This is a genomic window from Marinimicrobium sp. C6131 (genome assembly GCF_026153455.1).
Lineage (GTDB): Bacteria > Pseudomonadota > Gammaproteobacteria > Pseudomonadales > Cellvibrionaceae > Marinimicrobium.
Genome location: NZ_CP110629.1, coordinates 3,077,030 through 3,101,120, shown reverse-complemented (window position 1 = coordinate 3,101,120; position 24,091 = coordinate 3,077,030). Strand labels below are relative to the sequence as shown.

Annotated in this window: 16 protein-coding genes; 9 read left to right on the top strand and 7 right to left on the bottom strand. The window is 55.8% G+C overall.

All coding sequences use genetic code 11. The annotated features are described in order from the left end of the window. Positions 1–26 precede the first annotated feature (26 nt). The 7 genes from OOT55_RS13300 (at position 27) to OOT55_RS13270 (ending at position 11,833) form a co-directional block, all read left to right on the top strand. A complete protein-coding gene (locus OOT55_RS13300; RefSeq protein WP_265366338.1) occupies positions 27–1,079 on the top strand; it encodes a UDP-glucose--hexose-1-phosphate uridylyltransferase in 1,053 nt (350 codons plus the stop codon). Then, positions 1,072–2,220: a galactokinase gene (gene galK / locus OOT55_RS13295; RefSeq protein WP_265366337.1), complete on the top strand. Its 1,149-nt coding sequence runs from the start codon at positions 1,072–1,074 to the stop codon at positions 2,218–2,220. The genes OOT55_RS13300 and galK overlap by 8 nt, the downstream gene beginning before the upstream one ends. Before the next feature lie 45 nt (positions 2,221–2,265). Further along, positions 2,266–3,828, top strand: coding sequence for a sodium/sugar symporter (locus tag OOT55_RS13290; protein ID WP_265366336.1), 1,563 nt, complete (start codon positions 2,266–2,268; stop codon positions 3,826–3,828). A 310-nt stretch (positions 3,829–4,138) separates the two neighbouring features. Beyond that, positions 4,139–6,778 (top strand): TonB-dependent receptor, encoded by a 2,640-nt coding sequence (locus tag OOT55_RS13285; protein WP_265366335.1) that lies wholly within the window; start codon positions 4,139–4,141, stop codon positions 6,776–6,778. A gap of 61 nt (positions 6,779–6,839) precedes the next feature. Continuing rightward, positions 6,840–8,837: a hypothetical protein gene (locus OOT55_RS13280; protein WP_265366334.1), complete on the top strand. Its 1,998-nt coding sequence runs from the start codon at positions 6,840–6,842 to the stop codon at positions 8,835–8,837. Between the two features lie 49 nt (positions 8,838–8,886). After that, the gene (locus tag OOT55_RS13275) at positions 8,887–9,945 is read left to right on the top strand and encodes a glycoside hydrolase family 43 protein (RefSeq protein ID WP_265366333.1); all 1,059 of its coding nucleotides are present in this window, start codon (positions 8,887–8,889) and stop codon (positions 9,943–9,945) included. Positions 9,946–9,970: 25 nt separating this feature from the next. Next, complete coding sequence (locus OOT55_RS13270; protein ID WP_265366332.1) at positions 9,971–11,833, top strand: glycoside hydrolase family 2 protein; 1,863 nt, start codon at positions 9,971–9,973, stop codon at positions 11,831–11,833. Positions 11,834–11,884: 51 nt separating this feature from the next. Here OOT55_RS13270 and spoT read toward each other — a convergent pair whose 3' ends face one another. The 3 genes from spoT to gmk form a co-directional block, all read right to left on the bottom strand. Next, entirely contained in the window at positions 11,885–13,993 is a 2,109-nt protein-coding gene (gene spoT / locus OOT55_RS13265) for a bifunctional GTP diphosphokinase/guanosine-3',5'-bis pyrophosphate 3'-pyrophosphohydrolase (protein ID WP_265366331.1), read from the bottom strand. A 57-nt stretch (positions 13,994–14,050) separates the two neighbouring features. Next, a complete protein-coding gene (gene rpoZ / locus OOT55_RS13260) occupies positions 14,051–14,326 on the bottom strand; it encodes a DNA-directed RNA polymerase subunit omega (protein ID WP_265366330.1) in 276 nt (91 codons plus the stop codon). A 122-nt stretch (positions 14,327–14,448) separates the two neighbouring features. After that, complete coding sequence (gene gmk, locus OOT55_RS13255; RefSeq protein ID WP_265366329.1) at positions 14,449–15,066, bottom strand: guanylate kinase; 618 nt, start codon at positions 15,064–15,066, stop codon at positions 14,449–14,451. Between the two features lie 158 nt (positions 15,067–15,224). Between gmk and OOT55_RS13250 the strand changes: the two genes are divergently transcribed. Then, on the top strand, positions 15,225–15,440 hold the full coding sequence (locus tag OOT55_RS13250; protein ID WP_265366328.1) for a hypothetical protein: 216 nt from the start codon (positions 15,225–15,227) through the stop codon (positions 15,438–15,440). A gap of 12 nt (positions 15,441–15,452) precedes the next feature. Here the strand turns inward: OOT55_RS13250 and OOT55_RS13245 are convergent, their stop codons facing one another. The 4 genes from OOT55_RS13245 to OOT55_RS13230 form a co-directional block, all read right to left on the bottom strand. After that, a complete protein-coding gene (locus tag OOT55_RS13245) occupies positions 15,453–16,637 on the bottom strand; it encodes an alginate export family protein (protein WP_265366327.1) in 1,185 nt (394 codons plus the stop codon). Positions 16,638–16,704: 67 nt separating this feature from the next. Beyond that, positions 16,705–17,556 (bottom strand): ABC transporter ATP-binding protein, encoded by an 852-nt coding sequence (locus OOT55_RS13240; RefSeq protein ID WP_265366326.1) that lies wholly within the window; start codon positions 17,554–17,556, stop codon positions 16,705–16,707. A 14-nt stretch (positions 17,557–17,570) separates the two neighbouring features. Continuing rightward, positions 17,571–18,557 carry an ABC transporter permease gene (locus OOT55_RS13235; RefSeq protein WP_265366325.1) on the bottom strand — a complete coding sequence of 329 codons (987 nt, stop codon included), beginning with the start codon at positions 18,555–18,557 and terminating at the stop codon, positions 17,571–17,573. A 60-nt stretch (positions 18,558–18,617) separates the two neighbouring features. Continuing rightward, on the bottom strand, positions 18,618–20,039 hold the full coding sequence (locus OOT55_RS13230) for a CmpA/NrtA family ABC transporter substrate-binding protein (protein ID WP_265366324.1): 1,422 nt from the start codon (positions 20,037–20,039) through the stop codon (positions 18,618–18,620). 990 nt (positions 20,040–21,029) lie between these two features. On the opposite strand from OOT55_RS13230, the gene OOT55_RS13225 reads away from it, so the two are divergent. Beyond that, a complete protein-coding gene (locus OOT55_RS13225; RefSeq protein ID WP_265366323.1) occupies positions 21,030–24,029 on the top strand; it encodes a TonB-dependent receptor in 3,000 nt (999 codons plus the stop codon). Positions 24,030–24,091: the final 62 nt, after the last annotated feature.

Here is a 24,091-nt window from a genome sequence, read left to right as displayed (position 1 = left end):
GAACTGAACAACACAGCGGGCAGGACATGAATAGCATATTTGATCCGACAGAGCATCCTCACCGTCGTCTGAATCCCATGACCGGTGACTGGGTATTGGTCTCTCCGCACCGGGCTCGTCGGCCCTGGCAAGGACAGTCCGAAACGCCGGATATCGAGGCTCGGCCATCTCACGATCCGGATTGTTATCTGTGTCCTGGCAACCGGCGCGTCAATGGCGAGCAGAATCCGCCCTATGAATCGACCTTCGTGTTTGATAACGACTTTGCCGCACTCAAGCCCGACACGCCGCAAGTCAGTACGGATGATCCGCTGTTTACCATGGCGTCCGAGCAGGGGTGCAGCCGGGTCATCTGCTTCTCCCCGGACCATGGAAAAACGCTGCCCGAGTTGAGCATCCCGGAGCTGGCGTCGGTCATCGATTGTTGGCGGGATCAGACACAGGAGCTCGGCCGTGAGTATCGCTGGGTGCAGGTGTTCGAAAACAAGGGTGCCATGATGGGCTGTTCGAATCCCCATCCTCACGGACAGATCTGGGCGCAACAACAGTTGCCAACCCTTGCCGCACGTAAGCTGGAACGTTTCACCGCCTATCATCAGGCACAGGGTCGGGCCATGTTGGCCGATTATGTCGAACGCGAAATTGATCAGCACGAGCGCGTCGTGTTCAAGAACCAGGATTGGCTGGTGGTTGTCCCGTACTGGGCGGCCTGGCCATTTGAAACACTGCTGCTGCCACGTTTCGAGCTGACCCGTCTGTCCGATCTGGACGTCAATCGGTACCACCTGTTGGCCGAGGCGATACAGCGGCTGACCACTCTGTACGACAATCTTTTCCGGGTGTCTTTCCCCTACTCCATGGGCTGGCACGGTGCGCCGTTTGATCATCAGGATCATCCGGAGTGGCGTGTTCATGCCCACTTTTTTCCACCGTTATTGCGCTCAGCGACGGTAAGGAAATTCATGGTGGGGTACGAAATGCTGGCAGAGGCCCAGCGCGATCTGACACCCGAGCAGGCCGCAGAGCGTTTGCGATCCCTTTCCGCGATTCACTACAAGAGCGAGCAACAACATGATTGATTCCCGCAAGTTGGCCCAGGCCTTCGAGCACACCTTTCAGCGTGTGCCTGATGTCATGGTGCACGCGCCCGGACGCGTCAATCTGATTGGTGAGCATACGGATTACAATCAGGGGTTCGTCTTTCCGGCGGCCATTAATTTCGGTACAGACGTGGCGATTGCCAAACGAAACGATCGTACCGTTTCGGTCATAGCGCTGGATTACTCGGGCAGCACCTGCCATTTCAATCTGGATGACATTCGGTTCGATCAGGCGCAACCCTGGAGCAATTATGTGCGCGGCGTGCTGAAAATTCTCGCTGAACACTTTGACTTTCAAGGACTGGACATGGCGATCACCGGAAATGTACCGCAGGGAGCCGGATTGAGCTCATCCGCGTCTTTGGAAGTCGCGGTGCTCAAAGCCGTAGCGAGCTTGTACGATCTGCCGCTAAGTGGCGTGGATGCCGCACTGATGGGACAGAGGGCGGAAAACGAATTTGTCGGCTGTTCCTGCGGCATTATGGATCAGCTGATTTCCGCTGTGGGAAAAGCCGGTAACGCCTTGCTGATTGACTGTCAATCGCTGGCTTATGAGTACCACCCGATCAACCCGAATTATCAGATTGTGATTGTGAACTCCAACGTCAAACGGGGGTTGGTGGACAGTGAGTACAACCTGCGGCGTAAACAGTGCGAAGAGGCGGCGCACCGACTGGGCGTGACGTCGTTGCGGGAAGCGACTATGGAACAGCTCGAATCGAGCGCGGAGCACCTTTCGGACCCTGTATTTCGACGCGCTCGGCATGTCATTTCAGAGAACGAGCGTACGCTTGCCATGGCTCGCGCTCTTGAGGAGTCGGATTATGGAGCTGTCAGTCGACTGATGGCGGAGTCTCACCGCTCCATGCGTGAGGACTTTGAAATCACCGTCGAACCGGTGGATATGCTGGTGGAAATTATTGCCCAGGTGATTGGCGTGCGCGGCGGAGTGCGCATGACCGGTGGCGGCTTCGGAGGCTGTGTGGTGGCTCTGGTTCCCCGAGAGCTGGTGGGCGCGGTGGAGCAGGCTGTGTCGGATAAGTACCACAAGCGCACCGGCATTCGGGAAAGTCTGTATATCTGCACGGCGGAACAAGGGGCATTCAGCGAAAGCGCCTGACCCTATTTATACGCGTGGTTACGGTAATAATAAAAAGGTTTTCTTATGCAGCTCAGCGTTCTTGATATCAGCATATTTGTCGCTTATGTCCTGACCATCATCGGCATCGCCTGGTGGGTTTCCCGTGAAAAGGCGGGGCACGAAAAAAATACCAATGACTATTTTCTGGCAGGCAACAGTCTTCCCTGGTGGGCGATTGGTGCCTCTCTGATTGCGGCCAATATATCGGCGGAGCAGATCATTGGCATGTCCGGATCGGGCTACCAGATCGGGTTGGCCATCGCGTCCTATGAGTGGATGGCCGCACTCACGCTGATTATCGTGGGCAAATTTTTCCTACCGATCTTCCTTAAACGACAGATCTATACCATGCCCCAGTTCCTGGAGCAGCGGTACGACCATCGCGTCCGTTCGGTGATGGCCGTGTTCTGGCTGGGTGTATATATCTTCGTCAATCTCACGGCGGTGCTCTGGTTGGGAGCACTTGCAATTCATACGATCAGCGGTGTGGATATCCTTTACGGAATGATATTTCTGGCGCTGTTCTCCATTACCTACTCCCTGTACGGCGGCCTGAAAGCCGTTGCCATGACCGACATCATACAGGTGGTATTACTGGTCGTCGGCGGAGTGTTTCTTACCTATACCGTTCTTACCCTGATCGGTGACGGTGGCGGCGTGGTATCCGGGTTTGTCACGCTAACCCGGGAGTTGCCCGAAAAGTTTGACATGATTCTGGCGCCGTCAAATCCGCATTACAAGGATTTGCCGGGCCTTTCGGTACTCATTGGGGGTTTGTGGATCATGAACCTGTCCTACTGGGGGTTTAATCAGTACATCATTCAGCGCGCCCTGGCCGCAAAAAGTATTCATGAAGCGCAGAAAGGCATTGCGTTCGCGGCGTTTCTGAAGTTGCTGATGCCTCTGATCGTGGTGCTGCCCGGTATTGCTGCTGTTGTACTGATACCAGACCTGGAACGGCCGGATCAAGCCTATCCCTCGTTGCTGAGCTTCGCCCCCTCGGGTCTCAAGGGGTTGATCATAGCCGCGTTGATTGCGGCGATTGTCTCTTCTCTTGCGTCGATGACCAACAGTATTTCGACGATTTTCACCATGGACCTGTACGCGAAGTACCGGCCGGGCCTGAGCCAGCACCACTATGTGTTGATCGGGCGAGTCGCCAGCTTTTCGGCCCTGGCGGTCGCCATGCTGGTCGCTCAGCCGTTACTGGGGCAGTTTGATCAGGCGTTCCAGTATATCCAGGAATTTACCGGCTTCTTCACGCCGGGGATTGTCACGCTTTTCGTGCTGGGGATGTTCTGGGGTCGCACCACCGCCACCGGCGGCTTGGTGGCCGCGCTGGGATCCGCGCTCTTCAGTGTGGCTCTGAAGCTGCTCTGGCCCGAACTGCCTTTCATCGACCGGGTCGGTGTGGTTTTCGTGTTATGCGTCATGGTCGCCATTCTGGTATCCCTGTTGGGACAGGCTCCAGCCACAGAACGATCGGTCGAGCTGAAGGACATCAACTTTTCGACCCGGCCGGGTTTCAACCTGTCGGCCCTGGCGGTTGTCATCATTCTGGTGGCGTTTTATGGCGCCTGGTGGTGACGGCCAGGATGCCAACGCGGATTAAAAGTTATTAAAAACCAGCTGTTAAAGAGCGGCCTTTCATAAAAACGATAGTCAGGAGGTAGTGCGTTCATTTTAAGTATAACGTTTACATTAAATTGTATTTACAGACGATTTCACTAGGTGTATATTCGGGTATAACGTTTACATTTATTGGATAAATCATACGAATCCATGACGGTGTAGCGGTAGCGTTCCTCGATATGTTTCACGCAGTTAATAAATCTAACATGGCGCCGCGACAGCCCAGCTATTACCCGCGGCTCAAGACGAGTGAGGTGGAGGTAACATGAACTTCAAAAAGAATATTCTGAGCAAATCCGTAGCAACCGTTCTGTTGGGGGCATCCCCCTTTGTGGCACTGGCCCAGGATGGCGCAGGGGAAGCCGAGGCACCGCCGGAATTCGAAACCATTGTGGTTACGGGCACCTATAGTGCAAACCTGATCAATGCCCTTGAGCAAAAACGCTCATCGCCCAATGTGGTGGATGTGGTGCTGGCTGAAGACATCGGTAAATTTCCCGATCTGACCACATCGGATGCGCTTCAGCGTGTGCCCGGTGTCCAGGTTGCCCGGGGCGCAGGCGAAACCAATAATGTGGTCGTGCGCGGCCTGCCCAATGTGAAAACGACCATTGAAGGCCGCAGCATGTTCTCAACGACGAGCCGCGGCTTCGCTTTTCAGGACTTGCCGGCCGAAGCGCTTGCCGGGGTTGAAGTCTACAAATCCCGCAGTGCAGAACAGGTCGAGGGCGGAATCGCCGGTCTGGTCAACCTTCGCCTGCGCCGTCCCTTTGATTTTGATGGCTTCAAGGGTGTGGTTAGCGGCCGGATTACCGACGATGAGTATGCCGAGGATACCGACAAGGTGGCCAGTGCCTTGGTCAGCAACCGGTGGGAGGCTGGCGACGGTGAATTCGGCGCGCTATTCAATGTCTCTCTGATTGACGATTATTTCCAGCAATCGAATACCTTTACGGCTGAAACCCTGCCCACTGACCGGACTCCCAGCGGTGAGACGGTCGGTATTCCGCTGTCGGTGGGTATTGTCAGTGACAAGGGATTGCGCGAGCGGGCCCAGGCCAACATGTCCCTACAGTGGCGGCCCAACGACGAGCTTGAGCTGTACTTCGACAGCCTGTATTCAGGGCTCGATCATCAGCAACACACCATCTTTGGCATTGGTTTCATTGATGGCAATGATCTGACCAACGTAACACTCAACAGCAACCCCGAGTTGTGCACTGACATCGGCCAGACAGAGCCGGTGTGCTACGTCGCCTCGGGTACCGCCAATGGGACTCAATTTCTGGCGGGTACCCACGCGATCACGTCCAACGTCGACATTTCGCAAAGCGCCGCTGGCTTCAAATGGGATTTGAGTGACGATACGAAGCTCAAATCCGAACTGGTTTACACCGATACGGACCGCCAGTACGAAAATTTCATTCAGGACTGGCATTACTACGGGATCAACCTGAATTTCGTTTCCAACGTCAATAACCACACCAACTTTGATGTCGTCGGTGGTGGTACCACAGATCCGGACAACTTCGTATCGGGCGGTCTGTTTCAACCCTGGGATGATTCGGTCGGCAGTGAACTGGCGTGGACTCTGGATGTGGAGCACGAGTTGAATGCCGGCGCCTTCACCCGCCTGCAGTCCGGTATTCGCTTTGCCGATCGGGAGGGGGAATTCCGCGCGGGCGACATGGCGGCGTTTGACGGCGCAGGCCTGACCGGCGATACCTTCGGTGACAATTACCTGATTCCGGTTGATATGGGAGGAGCCACCTATCTGGACTTGCCGGGGTTTGTCGCTGCCGATTATGAGTACATGCTGGACAACAAAGCCGACATCCGCCGAGTCTACGGCATTTCAGAGGATCGTCCCGAAGCGGACCCGCTGCGCAATTTCGATGCACAGGAAGAAACCCTGGCGGCCTATGTACAGGCGCACTACGAAAATCAGCTCTTCGGCTACGACATCGACGGTATGCTTGGTTTGCGGGCCATGAATCTGGACCGGACAATGAGTTCGTTTGGGGAGCAGGATGGCGTCCGTACCGAGTTTGTCGACGATACCTCCACGACCGAGGTTCTGCCTAACGCCAGCCTGAATATGTATTTCAATGATCAGACAATCCTGCGTTCTTCCGTGTCCAAAACCATCAGTCTGCCGGCATTCTCGGATCTGAACCCGAACCTGTTCACCTTTCCTCCGGCCCCCGGTACGCCTGTGGGTAGTGGCAGCGGCGGTAACCCCGACCTGGATCCCATTGAGTCCATCAGCTATGACTTGAGCCTCGAGTACTACATGGAAGATGGTGGTATCGCCTCCGTTGCGTTGTTCTATCGGGATGTGAAGGGTTACATCTCCATCTTCTCCCAGGAAGAGGTCATCGACGGCCAACGTTATAACATCAGTCGACCCTTCAGCTCCGGTGATGGCACATTGGAAGGGGCGGAAATCGCCTATACCAAGTTCTTTACCGAGCTACCGGAGCCGTTTGATGGTCTGGGTGTTCAGCTGAACTACACCTTCATTGACGGCGAAGTCAACTTGCCGGATGGCCAGGGGGGCGAGTTCACCACAGAGTTGGCTCAGGTGGCAGAGCACAATGGTAACGCCGTGCTGATTTACGAGACCGGAGATCTGTTTGCGCGCGTGGCGTACAACTACCGGGGTGATTACATCGAATCATTCACGACGCCGGGTATACAGGAACCCAAGACCAGCAATGTTCGTTCCGCCGGACGGGTTGATGCCAGCATCGGCTACAACATCACTGACAACTTTACCGTAACGGTGGATGGTACCAACCTGAATGACGAGAAGTTCTACAACTACTGGGGGCACCCGGAGCGCTCACGGGATCGTCGTGACCCGGGAAGAACCATCTCGATCGGCGCCTCGTACCAATTCTAAAAGGTTGTTCGGGCTGGCATTGCCAGCCCGTTCTTTTTGCTCCAAGACAGTGAGTCAGCTTATGAAACGACTACTCATACTATTCATCTATCTGTTCGGGACGGCTGCCTGGGGGGCGGATATCGAATCGGTATTGCATCTGAAAACGCCGGGCAATCCCGCCGAATCTTACTCGCTCAGCTGGAAAGAATCGGGGAAAAACCGCTGGCGCCTCATGTCGGACGAGGTTGATGGCGTCGATATATCGGTTCGAAAGCGCGACGATCGCTACCTGTTCAGTGTCGCGGCGAAACGACAGATACATTTCAATCTGCAGAACTACCTCAAAACCGGAATGGACTATGAGCAGAGCGATTTCTTGATGCCGGGGCTCTGGTATAAAAAGAACGTTCGCTCCTCCGACAATTCACCCAAGTTGGGAGAAGGCGATAGCTGGAGTTTTCGGGAAGATCGTTTGAGCACCCCTCTGACGGGCGTATATGATCGCTCCGGGGGAAAGACGCTGACAATCCTGAGGACCGATCGTCATAGAACGGATGCGATTGCGTTGCCGGGAGAGGGCGAGATGATTCTTTCCGGACATTCCGACCTGGGCAGTCTGGGGTTTGGCCGGGACGCTCAGGGCGTCTACCTGCAGTTCGGCTACCCTTATGTGGAAACACCAAAAACCTACCTGAGGAAGCTGACCCTGGCTCCCGCGTCCCTGACCTTTCTGACCATGGAGAAGGGGCAGAAACTGAGTTTGGGTTATGAAATCAAGGAAGATCGGGCTGACAACTTCTCGGACTTTGTCAGGTCGACCTGGGAATACAGCTACGATAGCCTGAAGCCTGAACCGCTCAAATCTACCCTGCCGACCGACGAGGTCAAGCAGATTCTCTCCCGGTTTTACACTCAAAGCTATATCGGTGATCATGAGCTAAAAGGGTTTTCGGGCATCCACATCCTGACTGACAAGGCGGAGAAGCGGCCCATTTTTGAAGTGGGTTTTATCGGCCGAGTGTTACTTAACGCATTCAATGCCCTGGAGTATGGCGTTTCTACTGATAACGATGAGCTGGAGGAAATCGCGAGATCGGTGTTCGATTCCTATCTCGAGCACGGTTTTGACGGCAATGGATTCATTCGCGAATACGTTGACTATGAGCACGGTGAAAGTTCGGAAGAACGTTCCATCCGCCGACAGTCCGAAGGTGTGTACGCCGCCTTGCTGTATCTTCAGTATGAAAAAAATCATGGCCGATTTTATCCAGAGTGGGAGGAACGGTTGACTGCCCTTCTGGATAACTTTGTCTCTTTGCAGCGCGATGATGGCAGCTTTCCGAGGAAATTCAGCAGTGACAAGACCATCATTGATGAGTCAGGCGGAAGCAGCGCGTCAGCCGTCCTTTCTCTGGTGATGGCCTATCGTTACTTCGACGACGACCGCTATTTGACATCCGCGCAGCAGGCGGCGAGTTACCTCGCCGATGTTATTGTTGAGAATGCCGATTATTTCTCCTCGACATTGGATGCGAACAGCGTCGACAAAGAGGCGAGCTTTTATACCGCTACGGCGTTTTACTATCTCGCGCTGGTATCGGAAGGGGAGCAGCGGGAGCGCTATACCGATCTGGCTGAAAAGGCCAACTACTTTGTGATGTCCTGGTACTACACGTGGGATGTGCCCTTTGCGAAAGGACAGATGTTGGGCGATGTGGGCTTTAAAACCCGCGGTTGGGGTAATGTGTCGGTGGAAAACAATCACGTGGACGTGTTCATTTTCGGTTACCTGGATGTACTGCGTTGGCTTTCGGATACTCGCGATTCCCCACGTTTGAGAGATTTCGCGGCGGTGATTGAATCGTCAATGAAGAGCCAACTCCTGCCGCGTGAAGGTCATATGGTGAACATCGCCAAGGTGGGCTACCACCCGGAGGTGGTTCAGCACACCAACTGGGATTACGGGCACTTCGGCAAGGGATTCTATAACGACCTCTTCGCCCCCGGCTGGGTTGTTCCCTCTCTGTGGGAGATGCTGTCGGATGACCGGGCGAGAGCCTTCCTGTCTGACAACTGACGTGGAGGTTTGCTCAGGGACGAGCCTTTTCGATATCTGGGGATAATGTATGAATACTATCAGTATAAGAATACTTCTGTTGGTCACCGGACTTGCCTTGGTGGGCTGTTCCGGATCGGGTGGCGGCGGCGAAGACAGATCAAGTAGCGCCTCGTCCTCTTCGGTACCGGATGGGATGATCGTCAATCCGGTAGCTCCTGAAGGGCACGACCCTTTCGTGGTCCGACACCAGAACCATTACTATTACATATACTCGCATCAGGGAAGTATCTGGATCAATGATAGCGACCGGCTTGAAGAGGTGGTTCAATTTGAGGGAGCTCGGGTGTGGACGCCACCACCAGGAGAGTCTTACTCCGAAAGTATCTGGGCACCCGAGCTGTTTTTTCTCGACGATCGATGGTACATCTACTTCGCTGCCGACGATGGCGATAATGCCAACCATCGAATGTATGTCCTAAGCAGTGATAACGCCGACCCGTTAAGCGAATACCGTTTCGAGGGGCAGATATCGGACCCTTCGGACAGGTGGGCGATTGATGGAACGATTCTGGAGCTCGATGATCAGCGATACTTCATCTGGTCCGGCTGGCCGGGGGACGAAAACGTACAACAGAATCTTTACATCGCCCCGATGAGTGGCCCCACGCAGATCAGCGGTGACCGGGTTCTGATCTCCGAGCCGGAGTTTGAATGGGAAAGGATAGGCGGTGATCATCCCGATTTTCCCTACGTGAATGAAGGCCCGCAAGTGCTGAAACACGAGGGTCGGGTGTTTGTTGTGTACTCCGCCAGTGGAAGCTGGACAGATCACTACAGTCTGGGCTTGCTGGAATTGATGAGCGACGACCCCCTGCGTATCGATTCCTGGTACAAGCATGATGAACCCGTTTTCTCCGGAACAGACAACGTGATCAGCCCCGGGCACGCGTCCTTTACGCTATCGCCTGACGGAAGTGAACACTGGATTGTGTATCACAGTGCCAAGTACAAGGGAGCGGGTTGGGACCGCGATGTGAGCATGCAGCCCTTTGAGTGGAATACGGATGGCACACCGGATTTCGGGTCGCCGGTTGACAAGGGTGAGCCCATTCCAGCGCCTCAATAAGCCCCCGAAAGCAGGAGTGCATAGTATGAAACGAATACATCGCTTGATGACCGGTTTTCTGGCTTTCGGGTTGTTCGTCAGTGCGGGTGCTCTCGCGTCGGAAGACGAACCAATGATCACAGCCTGGGGAAAGCAGATCTCTGAGGCGCAGCCTTGGCAGGAATACCCGCGGCCCCAACTGAGACGTGACCACTGGATCAATCTGAACGGTTTTTGGCAGTACGCCGTTGTATCAAGATCGTCCGGCGAACCCGGTGAATGGAATGGAGAAATACGTGTTCCCTTCGCCATCGAAAGTGAGCTTTCCGGCGTTGGTGAGCGGATCACCAACGGCCAGGCGCTCTGGTACCAGCGGGATTTTGATGTCTCTCTGTCGGGAAAGAGAGCGTTGCTGCACTTCGAAGCCGTCGATTACGCCTGTAAAGTCTGGGTAAACGATCAGTTTGTGGGGAGTCACCGGGGCGGCAACCTGCCGTTCAGCTTTGATGTCACTGAGGCGGCGACGAATGGCACCAATACCGTTACCGTTCGGGTGATTGATGACACGGATGCCGCCGACCGATATCAGCTACGGGGCAAGCAGACCAGAAACAACGAAGGTATTTGGTACACCCCGGTTTCCGGTATATGGCAAACCGTCTGGCTGGAATTGGTTCCGCAAAGTTATGTGGCGAATCTGGAGCTGGTCGCGGAAAGTGATGGAACGCTCCGGGTTGTTTCGGATATCCGTCATCCGAAGCAGAACCAGAGGCTGGAAGTGGCGGTCTCCCTGAGGGGAGAGGAGGTGGCCAGAAAGTCATCAATGCAGTCCGATCTGACACTGCAGCTGAAGACCCCCGAACTCTGGTCGCCCGATTCACCAGTGCTCTACGATGTCGCGGTAAACCTGTATCAGGGGGATACCCTGGTGGATTCGGTGAAGTCCTACACCGGATTCCGGACGCTCGGGACCACCACGGATAAGGCCGGTAATCTGCGCTTCACGTTGAACGGCGACGTCATTTTTCATTGGGGAACGCTCGATCAGGGCTGGTGGCCCGACGGTCTGTTGACCCCGCCGAGTGATGACGCAATGGTGTCAGACATCCGGTTCCTGAAGGATGCTGGCTTTAACATGATCCGCAAGCACAAGAAAGTCGAAAACCGTCGTTATTACTACCACACCGACCGCCTGGGTATGTTGGTCTGGCAGGATCATGTGTCTGGCGGCGTCGACAGCCATGGTGACAAAGCGGAATGGCCATTCTGGTATGAAGCGAGCAAGTCGTATGAGAACCGGGTGGACGCGCATAACGTGGAGGCTGACTGGCCGGACTGGGCCCATGAACAGTTCATGCGGGAACTGGGAATGATGGTGGATACATTATACAGCCATCCCAGCCTGGTCATGTGGACCACGTTTAATGAACGTTGGGGTCAACACCGGACCATGGACGTTGGCGAGTTCGTACTACAACGCGATCCGACCCGTTATCTGAACATTGCCAGTGGCGGAAACTTTTTCCCGATCGGGCACGTGGCCGACGCCCATCATTATCCCGAACCGGTTTTTCGGTTTGATGAGTCGCTTTACGATCCCTACATCAAGGTGATCGGAGAGTTTGGCGGACATGGATGGGCGGTGCCGGGTCATGAATGGGCCCCGCGCGGCGCGCGGTTCGCATACGGCGATATGCCCGACTCGCTGGCAGAGTTCAAGGAGCGTTACCGCCGCTCGATCAACACTCTGGGTGAACTGAAACGTAAAGGAATTGCGGCGGGCGTGTACACGCAAACGTCCGATGTGGAGACAGAGCTGAATGGCATTCTAACCTACGACCGTGAGGTACAAAAACTCTCGCCAGAAGAGCTTGTCCGGATTCATAAAGAGGCGGGGTTAACCCAATAGCGGAAACCCCTTCCGACAGGCCCTTGGCGCCTGCCAGAAGGGGCCTAGGCTTCAGTTCTTCGCTCGATTGATCCGCAGCACAAAGCTCAAATTGCGCACCCGGCGCATGATATTGGCCAGATGGATGCGGTTGTGTACGCCAATACACAGGTTGATGACGCTGTTGTGGGCGTCCCGTTCGTTGACCTTGATGTGCTCGATGGAGCCGCCCTGCTCGGTCACCCGGGTGGCCAGGGTGGCGATGATACCGCGCTCGGACTCCACTTCCACCCGCACGTCCACCAGGAACTCGCCGGTGACCGTGGGCGCCCAGTTCACGTAGCTGATTTTCTCCGGCTTGTGGCGCAGCTCGGTAATGTTGCGGCAGGTGTCCTGGTGGACCACCAGGCCCTTACCCGAGCTGATGTGACCGATGATCGGATCCCCCGGGATGGGGCGACAACAGCGGGCGAAGGTGATCATCATGCCTTCGGCGGAATCGATGGTCAGCGGTGAGTAGATGCTGCCGCTGGGGGGATTGACCTCGGCGTCCGGCTGCAGCAGCTTGGCCACGGCCTGGGCGACCCGGTTGCCCAGGCCAATATCCTCGAGCAGGTCCTCCATGGACTTCATCTGGGTGGCGGTGAGCAGCTGCTTTTCCTGCTCTTCGCTCAATTGGTCCAGTTTGAGGCCGACTTCCCCCAGGGAGCGGCTGAGCAGCCGCTTGCCCAAGGCGACCGACTGGTGGTGGCGCTGGTGCTTGAGGAAGTGGCGGATGGCGCTACGGGCCTTGCCGGACACGGCAAAATTGAGCCAGTTGGGGTTGGGCTGGGCCCCTTGCGAGGTAATGATATTGACCTTCTGGCCACTCTGCAGCGGCTGAGACAGGGGCGCGAGCCGGCCGTTGATCCGGCAGGCGACGCAGTTGTGGCCAATGTCGGTGTGTACCGCGTAGGCGAAGTCAATCGGCGTGGCCCCGTGGGGCAATTCGACAATGCGTCCTTTCGGGGTGAACACGTAGACTTCGTCGGGGAACAGGTCGATTTTGACGTTCTCAATGAACTCCAGCGAGTCGCCCGCCCGACGCTGCATCTCCAGCAGGCCCTGAACCCATTGGCGGGCGCGACTGTGGCTGATGCTCTCGTCACCGCTATTCTTGTACAGGAAATGGGCGGCGATGCCGTTGTTGGCCATTTCGTCCATTTCCTTGGTGCGGATTTGCACCTCTATCGGTACGCCGTGCATACCCAGTAGTACCGTGTGCAAAGACTGGTAACCATTGGCCTTGGGGATGGCGATATAGTCCTTGAACTCTCCGGCGATGGGTTTGTACAGGTTGTGAATGACGCCGAGGACCCGATAACAGGTGTCCACGCTGTCCACGATGATGCGGAAGGCGTAAACATCCATGATTTCCTTGAAGTACTTTTTTTTCTGGCGCATCTTCTCGTAGATGCTGTACAGATGCTTTTCCCGGCCGATCACCATGGCGATCAGCCCTTCCCGTTCCAGCCGCTTCTCGATGGCGGTCTGAATCTGCTCGACCAGTTCCTTGCGGTTGCCCCGGGCGGTTTTCAGGGCCGCCTGCAGCCGGCTGGCCCGCAGGGGGTACATGGCGTAGAAGCCGCGGTCTTCGAACTCCAGGCGGATGTCGTTCATACCCAGACGGTGGGCGATAGGCGCGTAAATCTCCAGGGTTTCCTTGGCGATACGACGTTTCTTGTGAGGCGGCATGGCCCCCAGGGTGCGCATATTGTGCAGCCGGTCCGCCAGTTTCACCAGAATGACCCGCAAATCGTTGGCCATGGCCAGGGCCATTTTCTGAAAGTTCTCGGCCTGCTTTTCGGCGTGGGATTCAAACTCGATCTGGGTCAGCTTGCTCACCCCATCCACCAGCTCGGCCACGGTATCGCCAAACTGCTTGGCGATGGCTTTTTTGCTGATGCCGGTGTCTTCGATCACATCGTGCAGCATGGCGGCCATCAGGCTCTGATGGTCCATGTGCATGCTGGCCAGGATGTCGGCGACGGCCAGGGGGTGGGTAATGTAGGCTTCGCCGCTTCGGCGCCGTTGGCCGTCGTGGGCTTGTTCCGCGTAAAAGTAGGCCCGCTTCACCAAATTGATTTGGCTGTACTCGAGGTAGGATGAAAGCCTGTGACTCAAGGCTTCGATCGTCTGCAAGGCCTTACTCCAAATGAGGCCGGGCTCGGACCCGGCCGGTACTAAATGGTGAGGCGCTTACTCGTTGCCGGGTTGGGCCTCAGTCTCCTGAATGTGTTCGGCGCTGGGTGCCTCCTGGCGGATGGGCTCGTCGGCTTCCAGCAGGATACTGGCGTCAATAAAACCTTCCTCGATTTCGCGCAGCGCGATCACGGTCGGCTTGTCGTTCTCTTCGGGAACATGCGGATCCTTGCCGCCCACGGCGAGCTGGCGGGCGCGCTTGGCGCTGACCATCACCAGTTCGAAACGGTTGTCGACGTGATCCAAGCAATCTTCAACGGTAATACGTGCCATAGTGTCTCGTACTCACAGTATTGATATGGCGTCGGTATCCTGGACCTTCAAGGGGTCCGGGCGCCGGCGCCGGGAAATTCGGGAATCGGACCGGATATTGTACACAATTTGCGCGCTGTGCGTCAGCCCAATAACTCGTCCAGCATGGCTTTGTGAACCTGTTCCTGCCGGTCGCGTCTAAGGTGCTGGCTGGTGATCAGGGCCTGGAACTGGGCCAGTGCGGTGGTGAAGTCATCGTTGATGATCAGATAGTCCGCGTCCCGGTAGTGGGAGATTTCGTTGATGGCCTCGTTCATACGGGCTTCAATGACCTCCGGCTGGTCCTGACCGCGGCCGGTCAGGCGCTGGCGCAGGGCCGCCAGCGACGGGGGCAGAATGAACAGGCTGACGGTGTCCTGCAGCTGCTCGCGAACCTGCCGGGCGCCCTGCCAGTCGATTTCCAGGATGACGTCCAGCCCCTGGTTGAGGGTATCTTCCACCCAGTGACGGGAGGTGCCGTAGAGGTTGCTGAACACCTGGGCATGCTCCAGAAAAGCACCCTCGGCGAGCATGGCTTCAAAGCGGGCGTGGTCCACAAAGTGGTAGTTTACGCCATCCTGCTCGCCGGGACGCATGGGGCGGGTGGTGTGGGACACCGAGACACAGACTTCCGGGCTGGATTTCACCAGGGCGTTGACCAGGCTGGTTTTGCCCGCACCGGAGGGGGCGGAAACGGTGTAGAGAATGCCTTTGCTGCTCATGAAGCTGCTCTTCTCGGGTCGGTCTGGGTTAAGTGGGTAACGCCGGCAATGCAGGGCGACTTTGGCGCTAAAAAACGGCATTATGACACAGCTTTAACCGGGGTTCATCGACCGTGCTCCGGTGAAAAACGACCAATGAGGTGAATGTGACACAAGGTATGACGAAAGCGGCCGCCGCCGAGCGGTTGAATGCCAGCGAGGCCTTCGTACAGCGGATGATCGACAAAGGCCGCTTGGTGCCCGACGAGGCGGGGCTGCTTGACCCGCAGCGAGTCGACGACCTGGCCCAGCTCCTGGAGCGGTTGCGCGAAAACGGTGTGGGCACCGTGATCGGGCTGATTGATGAGGAACTGGGCCCGGAAGATAACGCCTGACGAATCGATCGATTAGAAAGTGGCAGCCGCCATCAACCACAGTTTGCGGGTGTCGGTGGCGAACTCATCGGCGCTGTAGTCCGCGTACTTCAGCGTCAGCCCCACCGGACCCACCTTGGTGCCGGCCACCAGCCCGAGTTCCGAGCCATAATCGGCATCCCCCTCATTGGCGCTCAGGTCGTGATACACCAGCGTCAGGTTCACGGGCCCGACCGGTCGCCCCACACTGAAGTACATATCCTCTACCCCGGTGGCGGGCGTTGCCAAAAACTTGTCTGTCCAGCCCTGGAAGGCGTGCAGCGTGGCCAGGGGTGTGGCGAACGCCGCGGCGCCATCATCCGAGCCCAGCACCTCGTAGCCCAGTTTGAGATTGAATCCCTCCACCTTGGCCAGCCCTTCGGCCATCAGGTAGCGTGCGGAATAGTCGGTCGGGTTGTCGCCCGCCTCACTTTGGGTGGCGTACTCCAGGTTGTAGCTGAAGGTCTCGTTGAGGGTGCCCTGCCAGCGCAACCCCAGGGTATCACTGGCCAGCCCCGGCGCCGTCTCGTTGTCCAGCAGGTAGGCGTAGGCCACCAGGGTGCCGGCATTCAGCCCCGTGTATTTGCCGTTGAGCAGATGGCTCTGATGCTTGTGATCGCCACCGGCCACGCTCTCACCAAAAATGCGGTTCACGTTGTGCACATAGGCGTAGAACAGCTCGAACTGGTCCACCGCTTTGCTGCTGACCGAAAAGCCATCGTAGGTCTGCTCGTTCTGGCGCCAGCCGACGCCACCGACAAAGCGCTGATTATCCAGCAGAATGCGCTGGCGTCCATATTTAACCTGGGTGGCGCCAGCCTGATAAGCCAGGTAGGACTGATTGATCTCCGTACCTTCCGGGTCGGCGATGACGGCAGTGCCCGGATTGATACCGGTGCCGTCGTTGTAGTCGACGTCGGTGATTGCGGTGGTGTCGTCCATCTCCAGCAGCAGGCTGAAGCCTTCATAGCGGCCGGAGGCATAGGTCAGGCGGGTTTTCTGGGTAAAGGCGCTGGCGCCTTCCACGCCGTCCTGGTCCACATCCTCGAAGCGGGTGCGCAGATGCAGCTGGGTATCGCCGCTTTGCAGGGCTTCGACAATACCGTTTTGTGCAACGGCGGCCGGGGCGCTCAGGCAGAGGGCGAGCGAGGCGCTCAGGGGGTAAGTCATTCTGTGCATTGCAGGTTTCTCCAGTTCTGTAATCGGGTAATGGGTTGTGTACAGGGTGTTTTTGTCTAAAGAGGAGCTAGCCGGTAATTCTCAATTTTTGCGCCCAACTTTTTTTGGCCTTTCGTTTGGCGTCAATGGATTCAATCTTTTTCTGTTTCTCGTATAGAAAACGCAGAACGGCACTGCGACATTCGTTGTACTCGGGGCTGTCCACCAGCTCGAGTCGGCTCCGCGGGCGTTCCAGGGAGAGAGGAAGAACTTCTCCGATGGTGGCTGATGGGCCGTTGGTCATCATCACAATCCGGTCGGACAGTAAAACCGCCTCATCCACATCGTGGGTGATCATGATGACCGTGTTGCCCAGAGTGGCCTGAATGTCCATCAGTGAGTCCTGAAGGTGTGCGCGGGTCAGTGCATCGAGCGCGCCGAAAGGTTCATCCATCAGCAGTACCTGCGGCTCCATGGCCAGCGCCCTGGCAATGCCGACCCGTTGTTTCATGCCGCCGGAAATTTCTCCGGGGCGCTTGTGCATGGCGTGGGTCATCTGAACCAGTGCCAGGTTGTGTTCTATCCAGTCACGCATTTTCGCCCTGGACTTCTGACCCTTGAAGACCTGCTTGACCGCGAGAGCGACATTGTCGTAAACCGTCAGCCAGGGAAGCAGCGAGTGATTCTGAAACACCACCGCACGCTCGGGTCCAGGAGAGTTCACTTCCCTGCCATTGAGCACCACGCCACCACTGGTGGCTTGATACAGACCGGCGACAATATTGAGTACCGTGGATTTACCACAGCCTGAGTGGCCGATCAGCGAAACAAACTCGCCCTGATCGATTTTCAAGTTTACATCCCTGAGTGCGTTGAACGGACCCTTGGGGGTGGGGAAATCGATCCCGACCTGGGTTAATTCGAGGTGAACTTGACTCATATCAAACTCCTTGGTTAGCGAGAGATCGCTGTTTTATCCCAGTTGACGCGGCTCTGAATCAGCAGCAGAAAACGGTCCAGCAAAAAGCCGATGAACCCGATCATCAATACTGCGACGCAAATGCGTCCGAGGGAGTTGGAGGACCCGTTCTGGAATTCGTCCCAGACAAATTTTCCCAGCCCCGGGTTTTGGGCGAGCATTTCCGCAGCAATCAATACCATCCAGGCAATACCCAGTGACAGCCGAAGCCCGGTAAACATCATGGGAATGGCAGAAGGCAGCACAATGGCTTTTACATGAGTAAACCAGCTCAGGCTCAGCACCCGACTGACATTGAGCAGGTCGCTGTTAACGCTGGCGGTGCCCACGGCGGTGTTGATCAGGGTTGGCCAGATGCTGCACAGCGCTACGGTAATCACCGAGGTGATAAAAGACTTTTCAAACATCGGGTCATCGCTGACGTAAACCGCGCTCACCACCATGGTAACGAGGGGTAGCCATGCCAAGGGCGATACCGGTTTGAATATCTGGATGATCGGATTGATTGCCCTATAGGTAGTAGTGCTCAGGCCGATGGCTATCCCCAATGGAATAGCCACCGCGGTAGCCAGAAGAAAACCGGTCATCACCGTAAACAGGCTGGTAACTATCTGATCGAAAAATGTCGGACGACGGTTGTAGTCCCGAAAGGTGAGCTGTGCATTCGGGTTCTTGTCCAGTTGCCGATCGTGACGCTTTTCCTGTCGTTCGTAGAACGCTTGCGCCCGAAGATTCTCCGCCTGGTGTTCATCGATCAGGTTCTGCCACTGCTCAAAGACGGCAGCGGGCCCGGGAAAGGTGCCCAGTGAGGTGTTCACCTGCTGGGCGCCGATGTGCCAGACGCCGATAAAAAGTGCCAACCCAATCAAGGGCAAGGTGATGGCGCTGACGATGTTCGTCAGCCGGTCGCCGCTGATGGGCCAGCGAAACCACCTGGGTTTCTGAAAGGCTGTGGAAGTCATGGTGACGTCCTCCGGGTCAGGTAGGGCGCTCTGCGACGCCCAACAGATATAAATGCCAAACTACAGGGTGTCGTTCTGTTTCAGACCGATTTCCAGTGATTCGATGTAGTCGGTCGGTTTTGTCCCGTCGTAAGTAACGCCATCCAGGAAGTCATCCTGCGGGGGCTTGAAGCCGGACTCACTGGCGAAGTCAGGGAACTCAGTGGCGTCGGCATAATCCTCTGCAATAAGCGCCTGGGCCGCCTGCGCGTAAATGTCCGGGCGATATACCTGCCGGGCTACGTCGAAGTACCACTGATCTGGTTTGGATTCGCTGATCTGCCCCCAGCGTCGCATCTGCGTGAGGTACCAGATGGCGTCCGAGTAATAAGGGTAGGTCGCGTTGTGGCGGAAGAATACATTGAAGTCGGGCACCTCTCGGGTATCGCCTTTCTCATACTCGAACGTGCCGGTCATGGAATTGGCAATCACTTCATAGTCGGCACCGACGTAGTAGGGCTGAGAAAGAATTTTCGACGCTTCCTCCCGGTTGGCATTGTCGTCCGCGTCCAACCATCTGGCCGCCCGAATCAGCGCCTTGGTCAGGCGGATGGTGGTGTTGGGGTACTTTTCGGAGAACTCCCGGGTTATCCCAAATACTTTTTCGGGATTGTTTTTCCAGATTTCGTAATCCGTGATGACGGGTACACCGATGCCTTTGAAAACCGCCTGTTGATTCCAGGGTTCACCGACGCAGTAGCCGTGGATAGTGCCTGCTTCAAGCGTCGAAGGCATCTGGGGTGGCGGCGTTACACTCAAGAAGGCTTGGGCCTGTTTCTGTCCTGACGTGTCACCTTTGTGGGGAGCGTAGAAGCCCGGGTGTATACCGCCGGCGGCGAGCCAGTAGCGCAGCTCATAGTTGTGTGTGGACACGGGAAACACCATTCCCATTTTGAAGCTTTCACCATTTTTGGCCATGGATTCAATGACCGGTTTCAGGACATCGGCGTGGATCGGGTGTTGTATTGTTCCATCCGCGTCGGTTGGTAGGTGGGGCTTTATTGCCTCCCAAACCTGGTTGGAAACGGTAATACCATTGCCGTTCAGGTCCATAGAAAAAGGTGTGATGATATCGGCTTTGGTGCCGTAGCCTATGGTAGCGGCCAGTGGCTGGCCGGCCAGCATATGAGCACCGTCCAACTGTCCGTCGATGACACCGTCCAATAACACCTTCCAGTTCGCCTGGGCTTCCAACTCGACAAAAAGACCTTCATCCTCGAAGTACCCTTTTTCCAGTGCAATGGCCAAAGGAGCCATATCGGTCAGCTTGATAAAGCCAAACCGCAGGTCTGCTTTCTCTGGTGGTCCTACGGCCAGTGTGGAGTGGCTTATTAAAGCAATAAACGCAACGCCTAACCGTTTTGAGATCGGACAGAATAAATAAGATAGAGGGCGGCGTAATGAGCGACGCAAAGAGCGAAGCGCGTCAGAAAATGTGTTCATTATTGACTCCTGAGAAGTGAAACAACACGGATGACGGAACTGATCGTTCCGGGTCGCTGAATGGGCGACAGGAACAGTCAGAAGGCTTGGCTCACGATCGCAAACTATGGGGACAACTGAATGTCGGGTGCACGTGTTGGTGTATTCAAAAGCTGTGCCAAGGAAGCGAAGTTTGAATAGATTGAGGAAATTTCCCGTAAATGAAGCGAGGATTGGTTCATTTGCACATCGGTGGATCGAAAAACAGAGGGGTGCATCATTGTGGATCAGCATAATCCTGGGGCAGTTGCCTCAAGCGCGGGCATGGCGACACAAAGCGTGCGCCAAGTTGGTACGGCGGGTAGGGTTTGAGGTGCGCGAGAATGAGGCAAGCGCGGCTCTGGAGTTTTGGTCCGGTGTGGGAGCGCGTTTGCGGATGGTGGCAGACCTAAATCTGATGCTCAAAAAGTATTATGGTAGTACAAGTGGTGTTTGCGCATCGGGTCACTTTTCGGTTCTTTCTATTTGCGCTTTGGTCATGGCCCGACTAGTCTGAACAAGAACTCAGCAAGAGCTCATAACTGACTGTTTCGTCTATGCAATTGGATGTTGACAAGGTATGGGCGGGAGTGTAATAGTCTAGAAGACTAATATTTATGGTCACTATAACTCTAGTGTGGTTTTAGGCGGCACATAGAAGATTATCTAAGCGCCATCGGACGCGGCAAGTCGTGCTTAGGAATAAAGAGTACACTTTTTGTTCCAAATGGTAATTAGAGATCCGTGCCGTGTGAGCGGACGCCGAATTGGGTTTGCGGTGATCGGTTTTCGGAGAGTGAGAGCGTCTGGATGCCGAAGCAGGAAATGACTACAACAGTAAGGGACTCTGCCCCTGGCTCAGCGGTGGTGATCAACCAAAACCGTACAACAGCTATTTACGGATTGCTGGTAAATGATTTGCGGTACTTCGTGTGCCGACAATAATAACCTGGTCTCAGTAAGGAGAGTTCCATGAATCCCAATCGTAAGAGTTTTCAAAAGCGCCTGATCGCCTCAGTCGTGGCCTCATCGGCCCTGGCTGGCTTCAGCGGTGGTGCATTAGCGCAGCAGGGCGAGCCCATGCTGGAAGAGGTGGTGGTCACCGGTATCCGCGGCTCCCTGGAGCAGGCGATGGACATCAAGCGCGATGCCACTGGTGTCGTTGATGCCATTTCTGCGGAAGACATCGGTAAATTCCCCGATACTAACCTGGCTGAATCCCTGCAGCGCATTACCGGCGTGTCCATTGACCGTCGCAACGGCGAGGGTTCCTCGGTTACCATCCGTGGTTTCGGTGGCGACAACAACATGGTGACCCTGAATGGTCGTCAGCTTCCCGCAGCCAGCACCTTCGGTGGTGGTAGTGGTGCCAGTGGTACCCGTGGTGGTGGCACCCGCGCATTTGACTTTGCCAACCTGGCTTCGGAAAGCGTTTCCGGACTGGAAGTGTACAAGACAGGCCGTGCCAGTATTGCGACCGGTGGTATCGGCGGTACCATCAACATCAAGACCGCCCGTCCTCTGGATCGCGGAACCGAGGGTAGCGTCGGCTTTAAAGCCGTTCATGACACTACCACCTTGACCGGTGATGACCTGACTCCGGAAGTCTCCGGTATTTTCAGCTGGACCGATGATTCTGACACCTTTGGTGTGAGCCTGGCCGCCAGCTTTCAGGAACGCGATTCCGGAGCCGCCGGAGCCACCTCCAACGACTGGAATATTGGGCGCTGGGGCGAGGACGAACTCTATTCGTTCACCGATGATGCGGTGATTGAAAATGCCCCTGAAGAGGGCCAACTCTACGGCCGTCCCAACGACGTTCGTTACTCTGTATCCGATCGTCATCGTGAGCGTACCAACGCCATGTTGACCCTGCAGTTCCAGCCCCAGGACAACCTCACCCTGACCGGTGATCTGGTATATGCTGAGAACTATCTTACTGAGCATCGTGGCGAGCAGACCTTCTGGTATGCCAACGGCAACACCGTTGATCGCCTGGTGTTTGACGACTCTGCGGTTGCTACGCCAGCGATTTACTCTGAAACCTTGGCCAACAAGGATAACGGCTACGAGCAGCAATGGCGTGAACAGCGCGACGAGCTGACCTCTATTGGCTTCAACGCCGAGTGGCAGGTCAACGACCGCTTGAGCTTCAACTTCGACGTCCATGACTCCACCATGGAAAGCCTGCCGGATGGCCCGGGTAATGCAGGCTCTATCGACGTGAGTGTAGCCAACCCGACCCAGACCTCGCAGGTGACTGATTGGGACCGCGATCTGCCGTTGACTCAGGCGACTTATGAAAATGGCTTCAGTCTGGATGACTTCGGCTCCCAGGTTGCTCGGATCTGGTACGCCGGTCAGACCACTGATGTGACCCAAGTGCAGCTGGATGGCGCCTTCGAGTTTGACGATGGCCGTTTCGATTTCGGTGTCGAAAGTCGCACTGTGGAAATGGAGCAGCAGAACTCGGATCGCTACATGGCATTGGGTGACTGGGGTGTAGCCAACCCGGGTGAAATTCCCGATGGCTTGCTGCAAGAGTTCAGCCTGTTGGGACAGTTCGACGATTATCCCACTAGCGGTGGCTTCCAGGGCGGTGCCCGCGGCAACCCGGTAGCCTTGGCTGAGTGGGCTGTTAGCGAATACGGTACGGCTGAAAACGGTTATGCAGTGGCTTATAACCCGAACTTCTCCAATAACAATCTGATTGAAGAAGACATTAACGCACTTTTCGCCCAGGTTACTATTCAGGGCGAGCTCGGTGGCATGGAAACCAACTTGGTGACCGGTTTCCGCTATGAAACTACCGATGTGACTTCCACGTCCTTCACTCAGATTCCGGCCTACCGGGTGTGGCAAGACAACAACGACTTCCAGACTGTCTACAGCGATACCACTGAAGCGTTTACCGTCAAGTCTGACTACGACAACCTGCTGCCCAGCCTGGATTTCGATATTCTGCTGGCAGAGGACGTCAAAGCTCGCTTCTCTTATAGCAAAACCATCGCTCGCGCCGGTTACGGCCAGTTAGCAGCATCCGTGGGTGGCTTTGGCAACGTGGGTTCTACCTATCTTGGCTCGACTCCGACCGCCAACGCGACCAACCCGGCTCTGAAACCGCTGGAATCAGACAACCTGGATTTGTCGGTTGAATGGTACTACGACGACTCCAGCTATGTATCAGCGGGTTTCTTTGAGAAGCGAGTCAGTAACTTTATTGGTACTGACCAGATTCCGGAAAGCCACTTCGGTCTGCGTGATGTCACCAACGGTCCTCGCGTAGAAGAAGCGGCACAGGCGCTCTCTGATGGTGGCTATGACATCAACGATACCTCTCTGTTTGTCATGACCGCCGTGCTGGATAATCCGGATGCTTTCCCGAATGGGGCGGCGGATTATACAGACGACGCAGACTTCGCAGTGGATGTGGCGACAGAGTACGACCTGATCCCCAACTCCGAAGATCCGTTGATGATCTTCAACACCGCAACGCCAGTCAACAATCGTGAAGCCAAGCTCTACGGTAGCGAACTCGCCGCACAGCATTTCTTTGGCGATACCGGTTTCGGTGTTCAGGCCAACTACACCATAGTGCGGGGCGACGTAGCGTTTAATGATCTGGGCGATCCTTCGGAAGCACAGTTCGCGCTACTGGGCTTGAGTGATACCGCTAACCTCGTTGGTATCTATGAGAACTACGGTTTCACCGTGCGTCTGGCCTACAACTGGCGTGACAAGTTCCTCAACGAAACCAACCGTGGTAACTCGCGGAACCCGGTTTACGTTGAGGAATACTCTCAGCTTGATCTGAACGTTGCATATAATGTGACGGACGATCTGAGTGTGTTCTTCGAGGGCATCAATTTGACCGAAGAGAACATCCGTCAGCATGGTCGCTCTGAGAACCAGCTTTGGGATCTTCAAGATCAGGGCGCTCGTTACCAGATCGGTGCTCGCTACGCCTTCTAAAGGTTGCGTGAAAACTTGGGCCAACCTTCCGGCTTGGTCCCTGGTAAGAAGAAGGTCGCTGC